This is a genomic window from Muricoccus roseus (assembly GCF_900141905.1).
Taxonomy (GTDB): Bacteria; Pseudomonadota; Alphaproteobacteria; order Acetobacterales; family Acetobacteraceae; genus Roseomonas; species Roseomonas rosea.
The window spans coordinates 159,270-175,204 of the sequence record NZ_FQZF01000002.1; the positions used below are offsets into that span (position 1 = coordinate 159,270).

The following is a 15,935-nucleotide window of genomic DNA, read 5'->3' on the forward strand; positions in this document are numbered from 1 at the left end:
CGAACCGGTCAGGCCGCCTTCAGATTGCCGGCCGAGAGCTTGCCCTGCTGGCCGCGCTGCAGCTCATACTCCAGGCGGTCGCCCTCACGCGGCTCCTGCAGGCCGGAGCGCTGCACGTCGGAAATGTGGAGGAAAACGTCCTTGGAGCCGTCCTCGGGCTGGATGAAGCCGTAACCCTTGGACGCGTTGAACCACTTGACGGTGCCAATGGCCATGATGGTGTTCCGTTCGGAAATGAGTGTGCCACTCCGCAACAGCGCGGAATGGATCAAGCTTCGACGATAGACGGACACCGGGCTCGGCGCTCGACGAGGAGCAGGGAGAGCAGGCCGGACCTGACGAGACTGACCTTGGGCAAGTGGGGGGGCGGAGGCCGGACTTCAACCTTCACACCCCTCTTGTCCGGATGACGCTTTGCCCATCTTCATCCCGGGCTTGTTCTGTCTCACGCAGCGCGAACGGTCCCGCCAGCGAGAGACTCCAGCCGGCGTGCAACGGCTGCGAGGCGCGGGCCGATCTCCCCGGTCAGCCTCTCGCGGTCGAGCATGAAGGCGGGCGCTCCGCAGTTGAGCGCCATCACCTCGCCTCCGGGCAGCATCACGGCGGCGCCCGCGGCGTGGACCGTCGGGTTCCAGTCGCCGGGGGAGACTGTGAATCCCAGCCGGGGAAGCATTCTCAGCGCCTCGTTGAGCCCCTCCCGGATGCGGGGCCAGTCCCCGCCATGCCGCTCTTCCAGCTCCGCCTCCAGGGCGGCGCGCTCCTCCTCCGGCGCGGCGGCGTAATAGGCCCTCCCCATGGCCGTGACGCAGAGCGGAACACGCGACCCGATCTCGAGCTGCAGCGCCACCGCGGTGCGGGGGGAGACATGCTCGACATACAGCATCGCGAGCCCGTCCCGCTTGCCGAGGGAGACGGAGGCGTTCGTCTCCTCCGCCAACTGGCGCATCAGCGGCGCGGCCATGCGGCGGACGCCCATATTGGCCAGGGCGAGCTGGCCGAGCGGCACGGCGGCGAGGCCGAGCTGGTATTTCCCGAAGCGGGGCAGGTAGGTCAGGTAGCCGAGGCGTGTCAGCGTATGGGTCAGGCGCGAAACAGTGGCGCGCGGCAGGCCGGTGCGCTCGGCCAGTTCCTGGTTGCCCAGGATGGGGTCCTCGGCCCGGAAGGCGTGCAGGATATCGAAGCCCCGCGCGATGGCCGCCACGAATTGCCGGTCCTCGCCCGGCTCCTCGGCCGATGCCGTGCTGGCCCGCTTGCGCATGCTTCCCTCCGCCAGTCCCGGCTTGACCGCCTTCCGCCCCTGTCGGATATCAGGGGCAAGACGGCAGAACATATTTCCGCATTGCGGAAATTGGAAGCAAGCCGATGGGAGAGACGACATGCGGCCGGTCACGGCGGCACCGACGATCGGAAGCAGCGAGGCCGGGAACCTCCGGCCCTGGGTGGCGTCCTATCCGCGGGATTGCCGCTGGGACGCACCCCTGGAAGCCGGCACCCTCGGCGGGCTGCTCGACCGTGCGGTGGCGCGCTGGTCCACCCGGCCGGCCCTCGAGTATCGCGGGCGTGTCGTCACCTATGCCGGGCTCGGCGTGTCGGTGGACCGGATCGCCGCCGGGCTGCTGGCCCAGGGGGTGACCCCCGGCCAGGCCGTCGGGCTGCTGCTGCCGAACACGCCCTGGCATCCCGTCTGTTTCCTGGCGCTGGTGCGGCTGGGCGCGCGCGTGGTGCATCTCAGCCCGCTGGATGCGAAGCGGGTCCTGCATCACAAGCTCGCCGACAGCGGCGCGCGCCTCGTCATCACCACCGACCTGCCGGGGCTGCTGCCCGCCGCGCTCGAGCTGCTCGACACGGGTGCGGTGGATCGCGTGCTGCTCGGCGAGGATTCCGCCTGGGGAGGCGAGACGGCTGAGACCGATCCGCGCCTCGTCCCGCTCTCCTCTATCGCCGCCGACCCGCCGGCCGCCTGGCCGGAGGTCTCGCCGGAGGATGTCGCCCTCCTGCAATACACGGGCGGCACCACGGGCATGCCCAAGGGCGCCATGCTGACGCATCGCAACCTGACCTCCGCCGTCAGCATCTATCAGCACTGGCATGACGGCGGCGTGCTGGTTCCGGGCGAGCAGCGCGTGCTCGCCGTGCTGCCGCTCTTCCACATCTATGCGCTGACCACCGTGCTGCTGCGGCACCTGGCGGATGGCAACGAAATCCTGCTCCGGCCGCGCTTCGACGCCGAGACGACCCTGCGCGACATCGAGACCCGGCGCGTCACCGTGCTCTCCGGCGTGCCGACCATCTGGATCGCGCTGCTGAACCATCCGGGCGCTGCCGGGCATGATCTCTCCTCCCTCCGGGCCTGCATCTCCGGCGGCGCGCCGCTGCCCTTCGACGTGGCGGCGCGGGTGGAGATGCTGCTCGGGCAGAGACTGCGCATCGGCTGGGGCATGACGGAAACCGGCCCCGCCGGCACCCGCGTGCCCATCGCCGCGGTACCGCGCCCCGGCATCATCGGCCTTCCCCTGCCGGGCGTGGATCTGCGGATCGTCTCGATGGAAGACCCGTACCAACCCTTGCCGCCGGGCGAGACCGGGGAGATCGCGATCCGCGGCCCCAGCATCTTCGCGGGGTACTGGAACCAGCCCGCCGAGACGGCGGCCGCCTTCCGCGACGGTTGGTTCCTGACCGGCGACATCGGCCGCATGGAGGCGGACGGCATGTTCTTCCTCATGGACCGGCGGAAGAACATGATCATTTCCGGCGGCTTCAACGTGTATCCGGCGGCCATCGAAAGCGCGATCTACGAGCATCCGGACGTGACCGAGGTGATCGTCATCGGCATCCCCGACCCCTATCGGGGCCAGTCGGCGAAAGCCTTCGTCACGCTGCGCCCGGGCGCGCCGGAGCTGACGCTGGACGGCCTGAAGGCCTTCCTGCGCGACCGGGTCGGCCGGCACGAGATGCCCGCCGCGCTGGAATTGCGCGACTCTCTTCCCCGTTCCCCCGCCGGCAAGCTGCTGGCCAGCACCCTGGTCGCCGAGGAGCGCGCCCGCGCTGCGTCCAGAGAGGAAGGTTCCAACCCATGACCGATGCCGTTATCGTCGCCACCGCCCGCACGCCCATCGGCAAGGCGCATCGCGGCGCGCTGAACAACACCCATGGCGCGGACATGACCGCCCACACCATCGCCGCCGTGATGGAGCGCGCCGGCATCCAGCCGACCGATGTGGAAGAGGTGATCTTCGGCTGCGGCTATCCCGAAGGCGCGACCGGCGGCAACGTCGCCCGCCACGGCGCCCTTCGCGCCGGCCTGCCCGTCACCTCGGCCGGGGTGACCGTCAGCCGCTTCTGCGCCTCCGGCCTGGAAGCCATCGCCCATGCCGCCAAGCGCATCATCGTGGACAAGGTGCCCGTCACCATCGCCGGCGGGGTGGAATCCATTTCCCTCGTCCAGCCCACGGTGAACCGCAACCACTACCGCAACGCCTGGCTGGAGGCGAACAAGCCCAGCATCTACGACACGATGATCGACACCGCCGATCTCGTCGCCGAGCGCTACGGCATCTCCCGCGAGGCGCAGGACGCCTTCTCCCTGGAAAGCCAGCGCCGCACCGCCGCCGCGCAGCAGGCCCAGCGCTTCGATGGCGAGATCGTCCCCATCACCGCCGTGATGAAGGTGACCGACAAGGCCAGCGGTGAAACGCGCGAGGAGACCGTCACCCTCTCCAAGGACGAGGGCAACCGCCCCGACACCTCGATCGAGGGCCTGGCAAAGCTCAAGCCCGTGCGCGAGGGCAAGTTCATCACCGCCGGCAATGCGAGCCAGCTCTCGGACGGTGCCAGCGCCTCGGTGCTGATGTCCTCGGATGAAGCCGCCCGCCGCGGCATCGCCCCGCTCGCCATCTTCCGCGGCTACGCCACCGCCGGCTGCGAGCCGGAGGAGATGGGCATCGGCCCGGTCTTCGCCGTGCCCCGCCTCCTCCAGCGCCATGGGCTGTCGGTGGACGACATCGACCTGTGGGAGCTGAACGAGGCCTTCGCCTCCCAGTCCATCTATTGCCGGGACAAGCTGGGCATCGACCCCGCGAAGGTGAACGTCAATGGCGGCGCCATCTCCATCGGCCACCCCTTCGGCATGAGCGGCGCGCGGCTGGTCGGCCATGCCGTGCTGGAAGGCCGCCGCCGCAAGGCCAAATACGCCGTTGTCACCATGTGCGTCGCGGGCGGCCAGGGTGCCGCCGGCCTGATCGAGATCGTCTGAGGAGCCCGCGATGGAACTCCGCTTCACCCCCGAGGAGATCGCGTTCCGCGACGATCTCCGCCGCTTCTTCCGGGAAAAGGTGCCCGCCGAAATCCGCCGCAAGGTCGCGGAGGGGCGCCATCTCGACAAGGAGGATATCGTCACCTCCCAGCGCATCCTGAATGCCGCCGGGCTCGCCACGCCCAACTGGCCTGTGGCCTGGGGCGGGAAGGATTGGACGCCGGTCCAGCGCTACATCTTCACGGAGGAGATGCAGCGCGCGGCGGTTCCGCTGCCGCTGCAGTTCAACGTGTTCATGGTCGGGCCGGTCATCGCCGCCTTCGGCAATGAGGAGCAGAAGCGGAAGTTCCTTCCCGCCACCGCCAATCTCGACATCTGGTGGTGCCAGGGTTTCTCCGAGCCCGGCGCCGGCTCCGACCTCGCCTCGCTCCGCACCACCGCGGAGAAGCGGGACGGCAAATACGTCGTCTCCGGCCAGAAGGCCTGGACGACGCTGGGCCAGCATGCCGACTGGATCTTCTGCCTTGTCCGCACGGACAAGGAGGCGAAGAAGCAGCGCGGCATCTCCTTCCTCCTCATCGACATGAAGACCCCCGGCATCACCGTCCGCCCCGTCGTCACCATCGACGGCGCGCATGAGGTGAACGAGGTCTTCTTCGACGAGGTCGAGGTGCCCGCCGAGAACCTGGTGGGCGAGGAGAACAAGGGGTGGGACTACGCCAAGTTCCTCCTGGCGAACGAGCGTACGGGCATCGCGCGCATCGGCCTTTCCAAGCAGCGCCTGGCCCGTGCCAAGCGCCTGGCGCGCGAGACGGAGGCGGGCGGCCGCACCCTGTGGGAGGACACCGATTTCCGCCGCCGCGTGGCCGAGATCGAGGTGGGTCTGAAGGCGCTCGAGATCACCCAGATGCGCGTGGTGGCCAACCAGCGCCACCGCGACGCGGACAAGCCCGACCCCGCCTCCTCCATCCTGAAGATCAAGGGATCGGAGCTGCAGCAGGCCACGACCGAGCTGCTGCTGGAGGTCGCCGGCCCCTATGCGCTACCCGCGCCCGACCATGAGCAGCCGGAGGGCTGGAACGAGCCGGCCGTCTCGCCGGAATGGGCGGACGCCGCCGCGCCGCTCTACTTCAACTACCGCAAGGTCTCGATCTACGGCGGTTCGAACGAGATCCAGCGCAACATCATCGCCAAGGCCTTCCTGGGTCTCTGAGGGGAAACGAGGCGTGGATTTCGACCTGACGGAGGAGCAGCGGCTCCTCAAGGAAAGCATCGACCGCTTCGTGGCGGACCATGCGCGCGACCCTGCCGCCCATGCGGCGGCCCCCAGCCTATGGGCCGGCTTCGCGGAGCTCGGTCTCTTGGCGCTGCCCTTCTCCGAGGAGGAGGGCGGCATCGGCGGCGGGCCGGTGGAGACGATGATCGTGATGGAGGCGATCGGCCGGGGGCTGATCGTCGAGCCCTATCTCTCCACCGTCGTGCTGGGGGGCGGCTTCCTGCGGCTAGGCGGCACGGAGGCCCAAAGGCAGGAGTTCATCCCGCAGATCGCAGACGGCTCGCTCAAGCTCGCCTTCGCGCAGCTCGAGCGGCAGTCCCGCTACGACCTGCACGATGTCGCCACCACGGCGCGGCGTGACGGCGGGGACTATGTGCTGGATGGGCGCAAGGGCGTCGTGCTGGGCGGCGACGAGGCGGGGCTCCTGGTGGTCACCGCCCGCACCGCCGGTTCCCGCCGGGACGAGAACGGCATCACCCTCTTCCTCGTGGATGGAGATGCCCAGGGAGTCACGCGGCGCGGCATGCCGGCGCAGGACGGCTCCCGCGTGGCCGAGATCGCGCTCGACGGCGTGCGCGTCCCGGCCGGGCGCGTGCTGGGCGAGGTGGATGGCGGGCTGAAGCTGGCGAGCCATGTGGTGGATGTGGCCCTCGCCGCGCTCTGCGCCGACAGCCTCGGGGCGATGGAGGAGTTGCAGCGTGTCACGGTGGACTATCTGAAGACGCGCCAGCAGTTCGGCGTCGCGATCGGAACCTTCCAGGCGCTTCAGCACCGCGCGGCCGACATGCTGGTCGCGGTGGAGCAGGCGCGCTCCATGGCCATGTATGCCGCGATGATGGCGGAGGAGGCCGACCCGGGCGAACGCCGGCCCGCCATTGCGGCGGCCAAGGCGCAGGTCAACCGCTCCGGCCGGCTCGTCGGGCAGGAGGCGGTGCAGCTGCATGGCGGCATCGCGATGACCTGGGAGTACAAGGCCGGGCATTATTTCAAGCGCCTGACCTCGAACGACGTGCTCTTTGGCGACACCGACCATCACCTGCGCGCGGTGATGGAGACAGGCGGGCTGGTGGAAGAGGTCTGACCGCCTGCTTCCCCGCGCCAATCAGAACAGGCCGAAGGGCCAGGACGTGAGGAGACGATTGATGCAGCTTCCCCCCATCGGCCGCCGTGGCGCGCTCGGCCTCGGCCTGGGTGCCGCGCTGGCAAGGCCTTCCCTCGCCCAGGGGCGCTACCCCGACCGACCGATCCGGCTCATCGTGCCCTGGGGTGCGGGCGGTTCCACCGACATCCTGATGCGCGCGCTGGGCGATGCGCTCTCCCGCAAGCTCGGCCAGCCCGTGGTGATCGAGAACCGCTCCGGTGCGGGCGGCATCCTGGGCGCGCAGCTCGTCGCCGGCGGTACGCGGCCGGATGGCTACACCCTCACGCAGATGCCGATCTCGGTGTTCCGCTACCCGCAGATGGTGGCGCGCCCGCCCTTTGATCCGATGAAGGACTTCACCTATATCGCGCAGCTCACCGGCTATCTCTTCGGGGTGGTGGTGAAGGCGGATGCGCCCTGGCGGACCTTCCAGGAGCTGCTCACTTACGCCAAGGCCAATCCGGGCAAGGTCACCTATGGCACGCCCGGCTCGGGCACCTCGCTGCACATCACCATGGAGCAGGTCGCGGCGGCCCAGGGCATCGAATGGGTTCAGGTGCCCTATCGCAGCGCCTCGGAGAACCTGCAGTCCACCCTAGCCGGCACGACCCAGGTCTCGGCCGAGACCAGCGGCTGGTCCGAGCTGGTCGCGGCGGGGCAGCTTCGCCTGCTCTGCACCTGGGGTGCTGAGCGCGCGAAGCGCTTCCCCGATGCGCCCACGCTGAAGGAACTGGGGATCGATATCGTCTCCACCTCGCCCTATGGCATCGCCGGGCCTGCCGGGATGGATCCGGCGGTGGTGCGCATCCTGGAGGAGGGCTTCCGCGAGGCGACGCAGGACCCCGCCCATGTCGCGGTGCTGGAACGCTATGACATGGCGCCGGCCTTCCTCGGCAGCGCCGAATACACGGCGGCGGCGCGCAAGCAGTATGAGGAGGACGGCGCGATGATCCGCCGCCTCGGCCTCAAGGCCAGCTGACCGACGGGCTCGCCGTCCGCGGACGGCGAGCCATCCCCTCCTCAGTCCACCCTTGCGCCGGAGCGCCGCACCACATCAGCCCAGCGGGCGATGTCGCGCTCATGCACCTGGCGGAAAGCGGCGGGGCCTGGGTCGGCGGGTGGCGTGATCCCCTGGTTCTCCGTCAGCCAGGCGACGAAATCCGGCTCGGTGATGATGCGGGCCACCTCCCGCGCCATGCGCTCCTGGATTGGCGCGGGCAGATGCGGCGGAGCCAGCAGCCCATACCAGGTGGTGCTCTCGAAGCCCTGCAGGCCGCAGGCTTCCTCCACGGTCGGCACATCGGGGAGGGCGCCGAGCCGCTGCCGGGTGCTGACCGCCAGCGCCCGCACCTGGCCCTGGCGCGAGGGACCGATGCTGGGCCCGCTCTGGTTGAAGAAGAAGGCCGTCTCTCCACTCAGGAGGGAGAGCATGGCCGGGCCCTGGCCACGATACGGGATGTGCAGCACGTCGATCCCGGCGGCCATGGCGAACTGCACCCCGGCCAGGTGGGTGGAGGCGCCATTCCCCGTGGAGGCGTAGTTGAGCTGCCCCGGCCGGGCCCTGGCCGCCGAGATCAGGTCCGCGCAGCTTCGCAGGTTCGGCGAGTGCTGCGGACTAACCAGCAGCACGTTCGGCACGTCCCCCAGCAGCGCGATATGGGTTACGTCGCGCAGCGGGTCGAAGGGCAGGCTGCTGTAGAGTGTCGCGTTGATCGCATGCGTGCCGGCCGTGCCGAGCAGGAAGGTGTAACCATCCGGCCGCGCCCGCGCCACGTATTCGGAGGCGATGTTGCCGCCCGCGCCCGTGCGGTTGTCCACCACGACCGGCACGCCGAGGACGCGGGAGAGGGGCTCGGCCAGCTTGCGGGCGTAGATGTCCACGCCGGAGCCGTTGGGAAAGCCGCCCATGATGGTGATCGGCCGGTTGGGCCAGGGCGCTTCCTGTGCGCCCGCCGGGAAGGGCAGGGCAAGGGCGGCCAGGGCCGCGAGGCGGAGAGCGGTTCTGCGAAGCACTGTCTTCATCCCTTGCGCTTACGGCCCGCGGGGCCCGGAGACCCGGGCGGGCAATGGGGATGGAGAGTAAGCAATAGGCGGGCCGCTTCGGAATGCCCGATCATGCCTCCCGGCGCGGCGGGCGGGCCAGGCCGAGGTTTTCCCGCAGGGTGGTGCCGGCATAGGCAGTGCGGAACAGGCCGCGCCGCTGCAGGATCGGCACGACAAGCTCCACGAAGTCCTCCAGCCCCTCGGCCAGGTGGGACGGCATGATGTTGAAGCCGTCCGCGGCGCCGCCGCGGAACCACTCCTCCAGCGTGTCCGCCACCTCCTCCGCGGAGCCGCAGAGCACCCAATGGCCCCGGGCCGCGGCCATGAGGTTGTAGGCGTCCCGCAGCCGCATCCCCTCGCGCCGGGCCTTGTTCAGCATCACACGGGCGAAGCTGTGATAGGTGTCGGGGATGGGAAGGTCCGGAACAGGGCCGTCCAGGTCATAGGCTGACATATCGGTGCCGAAGCGGTCGGAGAGCAGGGCGAGGGCGTTGGTCGCGTCCACGAAGCCCATCAGCTGGGCGAGCTTCGCGAAGGCCTCTTCCGAAGTCCGGCCCACCACGGGCATGACGCCGGGCAGCACCGTCACCTCCTCCGGCCGGCGTCCAAGGGCCGGCAGCCGCGCCTTCAGCGCCTCATACTGCGCCTTGGCCTCCGCGAGGTCCTGCACGACGGAGAAGACGACATCGGCGGTTCGCGCCGCCAATGCCTGGCCCGGCTCCGAGCCGCCGGCCTGGAGGATAACCGGATGGCCCTGCGGTGCGCGACCGATATTCAGCGGGCCCTTCACGCTGAAATGCGTGCCCTCATGGTCGAGGCTCCGCACCTTCGCGGGGTCGATGTAGCGGCCGGTCGCGCGGTCGGCCTCGATGGCGTCATCCGCCCAGCCATCCCATAGTCCCTTCACCACATCCACGAACTCGCCCGCGATCGCGTAGCGCTCGGCATGATTGGGGTGCAGCCGTCCGAAATTCGGGGCGGCCTGCGGGGATGAGCCGGTGACCGCGTTCCAGGCCGCCCGCCCCTTGCTGATGTGGTCGAGCGAGGCGAAGGCCCGGGCGGTGGTGAAGGGGTCGCTGTAGGTCGTGGAGACCGTGGCGCCGAGGCCGATATGGCGCGTGTGCATCGCCAGGGCGGAGAGCAGCGTCAGCGGCTCGAACCGCACGGTGTAGGAGGGATGCGCGGCCGGGTCGCCATAGAGGTTGTCCCCCATGAAGATCATGTCGAGCAATCCGCGCTCGGCGATCTGCGCGACGCGGATCATGGCGTCGATATCCTGGAAGCTGTCGATCGCCCCGGGCATGCGCCAGCCCGCGACATGGCTGCCCGTTCCCAGCAGGAACAGGCCAAGATGCATCTGGCGGCTCATGATGATCTCCAGAAGATCACGCGGCGTTCGATGACGCCGACCAGCCCGAAGAAGGCGAGGCTGAGGGCGGAGGCGACGAGGATGGCCGACCAGACCGCCACGAAGTCGATCTGCACCACGGCCTGGTAGATGATCCAGCCCAGCCCGCCATAGGCGCCGAGCATCTCCGTCACGATGGCGACGATCAGGCTGCGCACCGTGGAGACGCGCATGCCAGCGGCGATCAGCGGCAGGGCGGTGGGCAGGCGCAGCCGCCAGAGGATGGAAAGCGGCCCGGCCCCGAAGCTGCGCATCAGATCCGCCGCGCGCCGGTCCACGCGATCCAGCCCCGCGAGCGCGCTGAGGAAGACGGTGAAGCCCACGGCCAGCGCCACCGCGGCGATCTTCGAGGCCATCCCGACGCCGAGCCAGAGCAGCAGGAGCGGGGACCAGGCCGCGACCGGGACGGAGTTGATGGCCATCATCACCGGCATCACCCCGCGCCGCACCGGGGGCAGCAGGGAGAGCAGGAGGGCGATGCCGATTCCAACGACGCAGCCGATGGCATAGCCGGCGAGCGCCTCCGCCAGGGTGAACCAGGCCGCCGTCAGCAGCGCCTGCCGGGTGGTCCAGGCGGAGAGCAGGATCTCGCTGACCGAAGGCAGGGTGTAGGAGGGAAGGGCGAGGCCCCTGGCCAGGCCCTCCCACAGGATGAGAAGCAGCGCGACGCCGAGCGCGCCGCGCAGCGCACCGCGATTCACTGCTCCGCCCCCCAGAAGAGGATGCGCCGTTCCGCCAGGGCCACGAGCCCATAGAAGCCCGTGCCGAGCACGGCGGCGCAGAGAATGGCCGCCCAGAGGCCCACGACATTCTCGTTGTACATCGCCTGGAGCAGCAGCACGCCCAGCCCGGTGGTGTCGCCGAACCACTCGCCCACGATGGCGCCGACCAAGCTGAGCGAGGCGGCGAGGCGCAGTGCCACGAAGATCTGCGGCAGGGCCATGGGAAGCTGCAGGCGCAACAGCTGCTGCCGGCCGGAGGCGCCGAAGCTCCGCAGCAGGGCCGTGTGCCGCGGGTCCACCGATTGCAGGCCGAGCAACGTGTTCACCGTCACCGGGAAGAAGGTGAGATAGAAGGCGATCACCGCCTTCGCGAGCATCGTGTTCCCGAACCACAGCACCACCAGGGCGCCGAAGGCGATGACCGGAATGGTCTGGGACACGACGAAGATGGGGAAGAGCAGGTCCCGCAGCGCGGGCGCGCGGAAGAACAGCACGCCGTTCAGCACGCCGACGATGCCGCCCGCCGCGAAGCCGATCAGCGTCTCGGCCAGCGTGCGCAGGAAGCCGGACCAATAGGCGCCCGGCGTCGCCGCGATGGCGGAGAGGATGGTGCTCAGCCGCGGCAGGATATGGGGCCGGATGCCGAGGAGGAGGACGGCGGCCTCCCACAGCATTGCGGCCAGGGCCAGGCCCAGGATGAAGCGCGCGCCCGTCATGAGCCAGGGCGGCAGGAAACGGGCGCGCGTGGTCATCAGGCCAGGCGGTCCGCCACGGCGATGGAGTTCAGGAAGCTGCCATCATAGGCCGCGGCCAGGTCCACTGGCGTCTTGATCACCTCATGCTCGCGCAGGAAGTCATGGGCGGACCTGATGGCGCCGTTGTCGATCCAGAACAGGCCCTGCTGCGCGGCGGCGCCGGCCGTCATCAGCTTGCCAGCCTCCACGAGCATGAACTCCTGGTGGTCGCGGTTCAGCGTGGGCGCGACAGCCATCACGGCGTCCACGCCTGCCTTCTGGTCGCGCAGCGCCTCGCGCCAGCCCTTGATAGAGGCGCGGAGGAAGCCCTTCACCATCTCCGGCTTCTGCCGCGCCGTGGTCTCGCTCACGATCAGCGTGTCGCGCGGGAAGGTGATGCCCTGGTCCTCGGCCACGAAGGTGCGCAGCTTGTCGCGGCCCATGCGGGTCATCAGCGTGTAGAACTCGTTGTACTTGGTGGCCGTCACCACATCGATCTGCCCGTCGACGAAGGGCGTCACCGAGACCTGCTGCGGCTGCATGGTGAAGTCGCCCGGCCTCAGCCCGGCCTTGGCCAGCATGCCCAGCAGCACGTAATTCGCGCCGGTGAACCAGGTGGTGATGGTCTTGCCCTTGAAGTCCTGCAGGGAGCGGATGGGGCCATCCGCGCGGGTGACGAAGAAGAAGGGGGTCTGCTGGTGGGACACGCCGACGCAGACGACCGGCAGGTTCTTCTCGCGTGCCGCGAAGACGCTGTCCGTGCCGCCCGAGAGGCCGAAGGTGTCGGCGCCCGTGGCAACCAGATTCTCGGTTAGCAGGTTGGGGCCGCCGGGGTTGATGGTGAGGTCGATCCCCTCGGCCTCGTAATAGCCGCGCGCCTTGGCGAGGTAGAAGCCGGCGAACTGGGTCTGGGGCAGCCACTTCAGGCGGAGCGTCGCCTTGGTGGTGCCCTGCGCGCGCAGGCCAAGGGCGGGGAGCACGGCCGCCGCGCCGGTGGCAGCGAGAAGGTGACGCCTCTGCATGGGTCTGGTCTCCGGTTCGGGTTGACGCTGAAGGCCGCTTCTCAGTGGCGGTAGGACGGATCCGTGCGGTCGAGCTGGCGGATGAAGGCGGGCCACTCACGCTCGCCCGGGACGAGGATGTCGCCCTGGTTCTCCCAGAACTGGCGCGCGGCCTTCTCGCAGACCTCATGCGGCGGGATGACGAGGCATGCCCCGGCGGCCGCGGCCGCCTGCATCGAGAGCTGCACCTTCGCGGCCCTCTCGAAGTAGTAGAGCAGCATGAAGGCTTCGGCCGGGGTCCGGCCGGTGGTGAGCAGCCCGTGGTTGCGCATCAGCATCACCCGGTGCTCGCCCAGGTCCCGCACGAGGCGCGCCTGTTCGTCCGTGTCGATCGCCACGCCCTCATAGTCGTGGAAGGCCTGGCGGTCGTAGAAGCGCATGGCGAACTGGCTCAGCGGCAGCAGGCCGGCCTCCTGGCCGGAGATGGCGAGGCTGGCATCGGAATGGGTGTGAAGAACGCAGATCGCGTCATGCCGCGCCTTATGGATGGCGGCGTGGATGATGAAGGCCGCGAGGTTCACCTCATGCGGCGAGTTGCAGAGCTTGCGTCCCTCCGTGTCGATCTTCACGAGGGAGGAGGCGGTCATCTCCTCGAAGAGCAGGCCGTAGGGGTTGATGAGGAACTGATCCTCCGTCCCCGGGACGCGCATGGAGACGTGGTTGTAGATCAGGTCGTCCAGGCCGAGCCTCGCGACGAGGCGGTAGACGGCGGCGAGCGCGATCCGCGCCTCCTCCTCCGTGGCCGGGGTCGCGTTCATGCGGCCACCGCGCCGTTGCTGGCGACGAAGGACTTCATGCTCTCTTCCTCGATGGCCTCGAGGATCTCGCGTTTCAGCGCCGTGAATTCGGGGGAGGTGACCAGCTCGGCGGCGCGCGGGCGGGGCAGGTCCACGCGGCGCGCGTGCTTCACATGGCCGGGGCGGGCGCTCATCACCAGCACGCGGTCGCCCAGGAAGATGGCCTCGTCCACGTCATGGGTGATGAAGAGGATGGTACGGCGGTGGCGCTGCCACACATCGAGCAGCCAGCGCTGCATCAGCGTGCGCGTCAGCGCATCTAGCGCGCCGAAGGGCTCGTCCAGCAGCATCAGATCGCGCTCGAACAGGAAGGTGCGCATCAACGCCACGCGCTGGCGCATGCCGCCCGAGAGCTGGTGGGGATACTGCTTCTCGAAGCCAGTCAGGCCAAATTCGGGGAGCATGCGAAGCGCCTTGGCGCGGGCCTCCGCGCGGTTGGCGCCCTCGATCTCATTGGCGAGGATCGCGTTGTCCACCACGTTCCGCCAGGGCAGCAGCAGGTCCCGTTGCGGCATGAAGGAAACGCGGCCGAGCAGCTCATGCGCATGGCAGCCGCGGCCTTTGAAACGGAGGATACCCCCCGGGTCGGGCTCGTCGAGCCCCGCCACCATGTTGAACAGGGTGCTCTTGCCGCAGCCGCTGGGCCCGACAACGGTGACGAACTCCCCCTCCTCGACGCTCAGCGACAGGTCGCGCACGGCCTGCACGGACCCGAAGGTCTTGCTGATGCCCTGAAGCTCCAGCAGGGGCGTTGCGGCGGAAGGGGGCAGGGTCACGCGGCTCGGTCCATCCATGTATAATGAAGTCTGCTTCCGGCATGCAGATGCCGCGTCTCAGTTCCTGCCCAGCAACCCCCATGCCAGCGTGCCGGGTGATGGGCCCCTGGGGCCGGGAACGCGGCACGCGGTGTGCGACGTTGCATACGAAGACGGAGTTCATGTGCACAGATGACCAGTTCCTCAGCACAAGGGGCAGGGTTCAGCACAGGGTTTGAGCAGGCAGCCCTGCCCCTGGCCGAGGGGGACACCCTGGCCAGCGCCCTCCACCGCCGGTTGGAGGCCGAAATAGCGGATGGGGCGCTGGAACCCGGCAGCCGGCTGGACGAGCAGGAGATCGCCCAGCGCTTCGGGGTCTCCCGCACGCCGGTCCGCGAAGCCTTCCGCCTCCTGGCCGCGGACCGTCTGGTGGAACTGCGCGGGCGGCAAGGGGCGCTTGTTCGCAGCATCGGCGTGCACACGCTAATCGAGATGTTCCAGGTGATGGGGGAGCTGGAAGGTCTCTGCGCTCGCCTCGCCGCACGCCGCATCGCGCCACGGGGGATCGAGCGCCTCCGCGCCTTGCATGCGCGCCTTCAAGCGAGTGCGGGGGAGGGGCCCGACCGCTTCTATGACGTGAACCAGGAGTTCCACGAGGCCATCTACGAAGCCTCGTGCAACGCCTTCCTGGCCGAGGAGACGCGCAAGCTCCGCAACCGCGTGGCTGCCTATCGCCGCCGGGTCACGCGGATGCCGAACCGGGTGGAAGATACGATCCGGGAGCATGAAGAGGTGATGGAGGCGATCATCGGCCGCGACCCCGAACGGGCCCATGCCGCCATGCGGGCCCACCTGACCCTGCTGGGGGACAACCTGCTGGATTTCATCGCCGCCTTCGAGTGAGGTCGTGGTTTGGTATGCAATTTGCTGCGGATTGCATACCGAACGCCTGGAGCAACCCCTTGCAGCTCGACCTGACCGATAAAACTGCCCTGATCACCGGCGCCTCGAAGGGGATCGGCCTCGCCTGCGCCGAGGTGCTCGCCGCCGAGGGGTGCCACCTGCACCTGGCCGCCCGGAACGGCGCCGCCATGGAGGAAGCCGCCGCCCGTCTTCGGGCCGAACATGGGGTACGCGTCACTATCCATGCCGCCGATCTCGGCAGCACCCCGGCCATGGAGGCCCTGGCCGAGGCCGTGGGCGATGTGGACATCCTGGTGAACAACGCCGGCGACATCCCCTCCGGCAATCTGGCCAAGGTGACGGACGAGGCCATCCGCCGCGGCTTCGACCTGAAGGTGTTCGGTTACATCACCCTCACCCGCCTCTACTATCCTCGCATGAAGGCGACGGGCGGCGGCGTGGTCATCAACGTGATCGGCAATTCCGGCGAGAACTGGGACGCCTCATATTTCGCCGGCTCCACCGGCAATGCCGCCCTCATGTCCTTCTCCAAGGCCATCGGCGGCCGCAGCCTGGATGACGGCATCCGCGTCGTCGGCATCAACCCCGGCCCCGTTGCCACCGACCGCATGCTGAAGATCATGCGCACCAAGGCCATCGACATGCTGGGCGACGAGAGCCGCTGGGAGGAGCTGTTCGACAAGTATCCGGGCAAGCGCCCGGCCACCGCCCGGGAATGCGCCGATCTCGTGGCCTTCATGGCCTCTCCGCGCGCGGCCTACATCACCGGCACGGTCGTCACCATCGATGGCGGCATCGCGGCCCGCGGTTCGGTGATCTGAG

At 69.1% G+C, this 15,935-nt stretch carries 16 protein-coding genes; 7 read left to right on the plus strand and 9 right to left on the minus strand.

The window, feature by feature from the left end; translation table 11 throughout:
• Nucleotides 1–8: 8 nt before the first annotated feature.
• Complete coding sequence (locus tag BUB97_RS00785) at nt 9–215, minus strand: cold-shock protein (protein ID WP_073130288.1); 207 nt, start codon at nt 213–215, stop codon at nt 9–11.
• Nucleotides 216–445: 230 nt separating this feature from the next.
• Nucleotides 446–1,258: an IclR family transcriptional regulator gene (locus tag BUB97_RS00790; RefSeq protein ID WP_073130291.1), complete on the minus strand. Its 813-nt coding sequence runs from the start codon at nt 1,256–1,258 to the stop codon at nt 446–448.
• Between the two features lie 118 nt (nt 1,259–1,376).
• On the opposite strand from BUB97_RS00790, the gene BUB97_RS00795 reads away from it, so the two are divergent.
• The 5 genes from BUB97_RS00795 (at nt 1,377) to BUB97_RS00815 (ending at nt 7,648) form a co-directional block, all read left to right on the plus strand.
• A complete protein-coding gene (locus BUB97_RS00795) occupies nt 1,377–3,077 on the plus strand; it encodes an AMP-binding protein (RefSeq protein WP_073130297.1) in 1,701 nt (566 codons plus the stop codon).
• Nucleotides 3,074–4,252, plus strand: coding sequence for an acetyl-CoA C-acyltransferase (locus tag BUB97_RS00800; protein WP_073130300.1), 1,179 nt, complete (start codon nt 3,074–3,076; stop codon nt 4,250–4,252). Before BUB97_RS00795 ends, BUB97_RS00800 begins: the two co-directional genes overlap by 4 nt.
• 10 nt (nt 4,253–4,262) lie before the next feature.
• Complete coding sequence (locus BUB97_RS00805; RefSeq protein WP_073130302.1) at nt 4,263–5,465, plus strand: acyl-CoA dehydrogenase family protein; 1,203 nt, start codon at nt 4,263–4,265, stop codon at nt 5,463–5,465.
• Between the two features lie 13 nt (nt 5,466–5,478).
• Nucleotides 5,479–6,609, plus strand: a complete 1,131-nt coding sequence (locus BUB97_RS00810; RefSeq protein ID WP_073130305.1) for an acyl-CoA dehydrogenase family protein — start codon at nt 5,479–5,481, stop codon at nt 6,607–6,609.
• Nucleotides 6,610–6,670: 61 nt separating this feature from the next.
• Nucleotides 6,671–7,648 (plus strand): tripartite tricarboxylate transporter substrate binding protein, encoded by a 978-nt coding sequence (locus BUB97_RS00815; protein WP_073130308.1) that lies wholly within the window; start codon nt 6,671–6,673, stop codon nt 7,646–7,648.
• 41 nt (nt 7,649–7,689) lie between these two features.
• Here the strand turns inward: BUB97_RS00815 and BUB97_RS00820 are convergent, their stop codons facing one another.
• The 7 genes from BUB97_RS00820 to BUB97_RS00850 all read right to left on the minus strand — a co-directional run bounded on the left by BUB97_RS00820 (nt 7,690) and on the right by BUB97_RS00850 (nt 14,228).
• Entirely contained in the window at nt 7,690–8,691 is a 1,002-nt protein-coding gene (locus tag BUB97_RS00820; RefSeq protein ID WP_073130311.1) for a Bug family tripartite tricarboxylate transporter substrate binding protein, read from the minus strand.
• Between the two features lie 91 nt (nt 8,692–8,782).
• A complete protein-coding gene (locus BUB97_RS00825; RefSeq protein WP_073130314.1) occupies nt 8,783–10,081 on the minus strand; it encodes an LLM class flavin-dependent oxidoreductase in 1,299 nt (432 codons plus the stop codon).
• Complete coding sequence (locus BUB97_RS00830) at nt 10,078–10,821, minus strand: ABC transporter permease (RefSeq protein ID WP_217659538.1); 744 nt, start codon at nt 10,819–10,821, stop codon at nt 10,078–10,080. The genes BUB97_RS00825 and BUB97_RS00830 overlap by 4 nt, the downstream gene beginning before the upstream one ends.
• A complete protein-coding gene (locus BUB97_RS00835) occupies nt 10,818–11,594 on the minus strand; it encodes an ABC transporter permease (RefSeq protein ID WP_073130318.1) in 777 nt (258 codons plus the stop codon). Before BUB97_RS00835 ends, BUB97_RS00830 begins: the two co-directional genes overlap by 4 nt.
• A complete protein-coding gene (locus BUB97_RS00840; RefSeq protein WP_086061778.1) occupies nt 11,594–12,598 on the minus strand; it encodes an ABC transporter substrate-binding protein in 1,005 nt (334 codons plus the stop codon). Before BUB97_RS00840 ends, BUB97_RS00835 begins: the two co-directional genes overlap by 1 nt.
• A gap of 41 nt (nt 12,599–12,639) precedes the next feature.
• Nucleotides 12,640–13,395 (minus strand): class II aldolase/adducin family protein, encoded by a 756-nt coding sequence (locus tag BUB97_RS00845; protein ID WP_073130321.1) that lies wholly within the window; start codon nt 13,393–13,395, stop codon nt 12,640–12,642.
• On the minus strand, nt 13,392–14,228 hold the full coding sequence (locus BUB97_RS00850; protein ID WP_073130324.1) for an ABC transporter ATP-binding protein: 837 nt from the start codon (nt 14,226–14,228) through the stop codon (nt 13,392–13,394). Before BUB97_RS00850 ends, BUB97_RS00845 begins: the two co-directional genes overlap by 4 nt.
• A 153-nt stretch (nt 14,229–14,381) precedes the next feature.
• Here BUB97_RS00850 and BUB97_RS00855 point away from each other — a divergent pair, with 153 nt between their 5' ends.
• Both BUB97_RS00855 and BUB97_RS00860 read left to right on the plus strand, forming a co-directional pair.
• Complete coding sequence (locus tag BUB97_RS00855; RefSeq protein ID WP_073130327.1) at nt 14,382–15,092, plus strand: GntR family transcriptional regulator; 711 nt, start codon at nt 14,382–14,384, stop codon at nt 15,090–15,092.
• Nucleotides 15,093–15,151: 59 nt separating this feature from the next.
• Nucleotides 15,152–15,934, plus strand: a complete 783-nt coding sequence (locus tag BUB97_RS00860; protein WP_073130330.1) for an SDR family oxidoreductase — start codon at nt 15,152–15,154, stop codon at nt 15,932–15,934.
• Nucleotide 15,935: the final 1 nt, after the last annotated feature.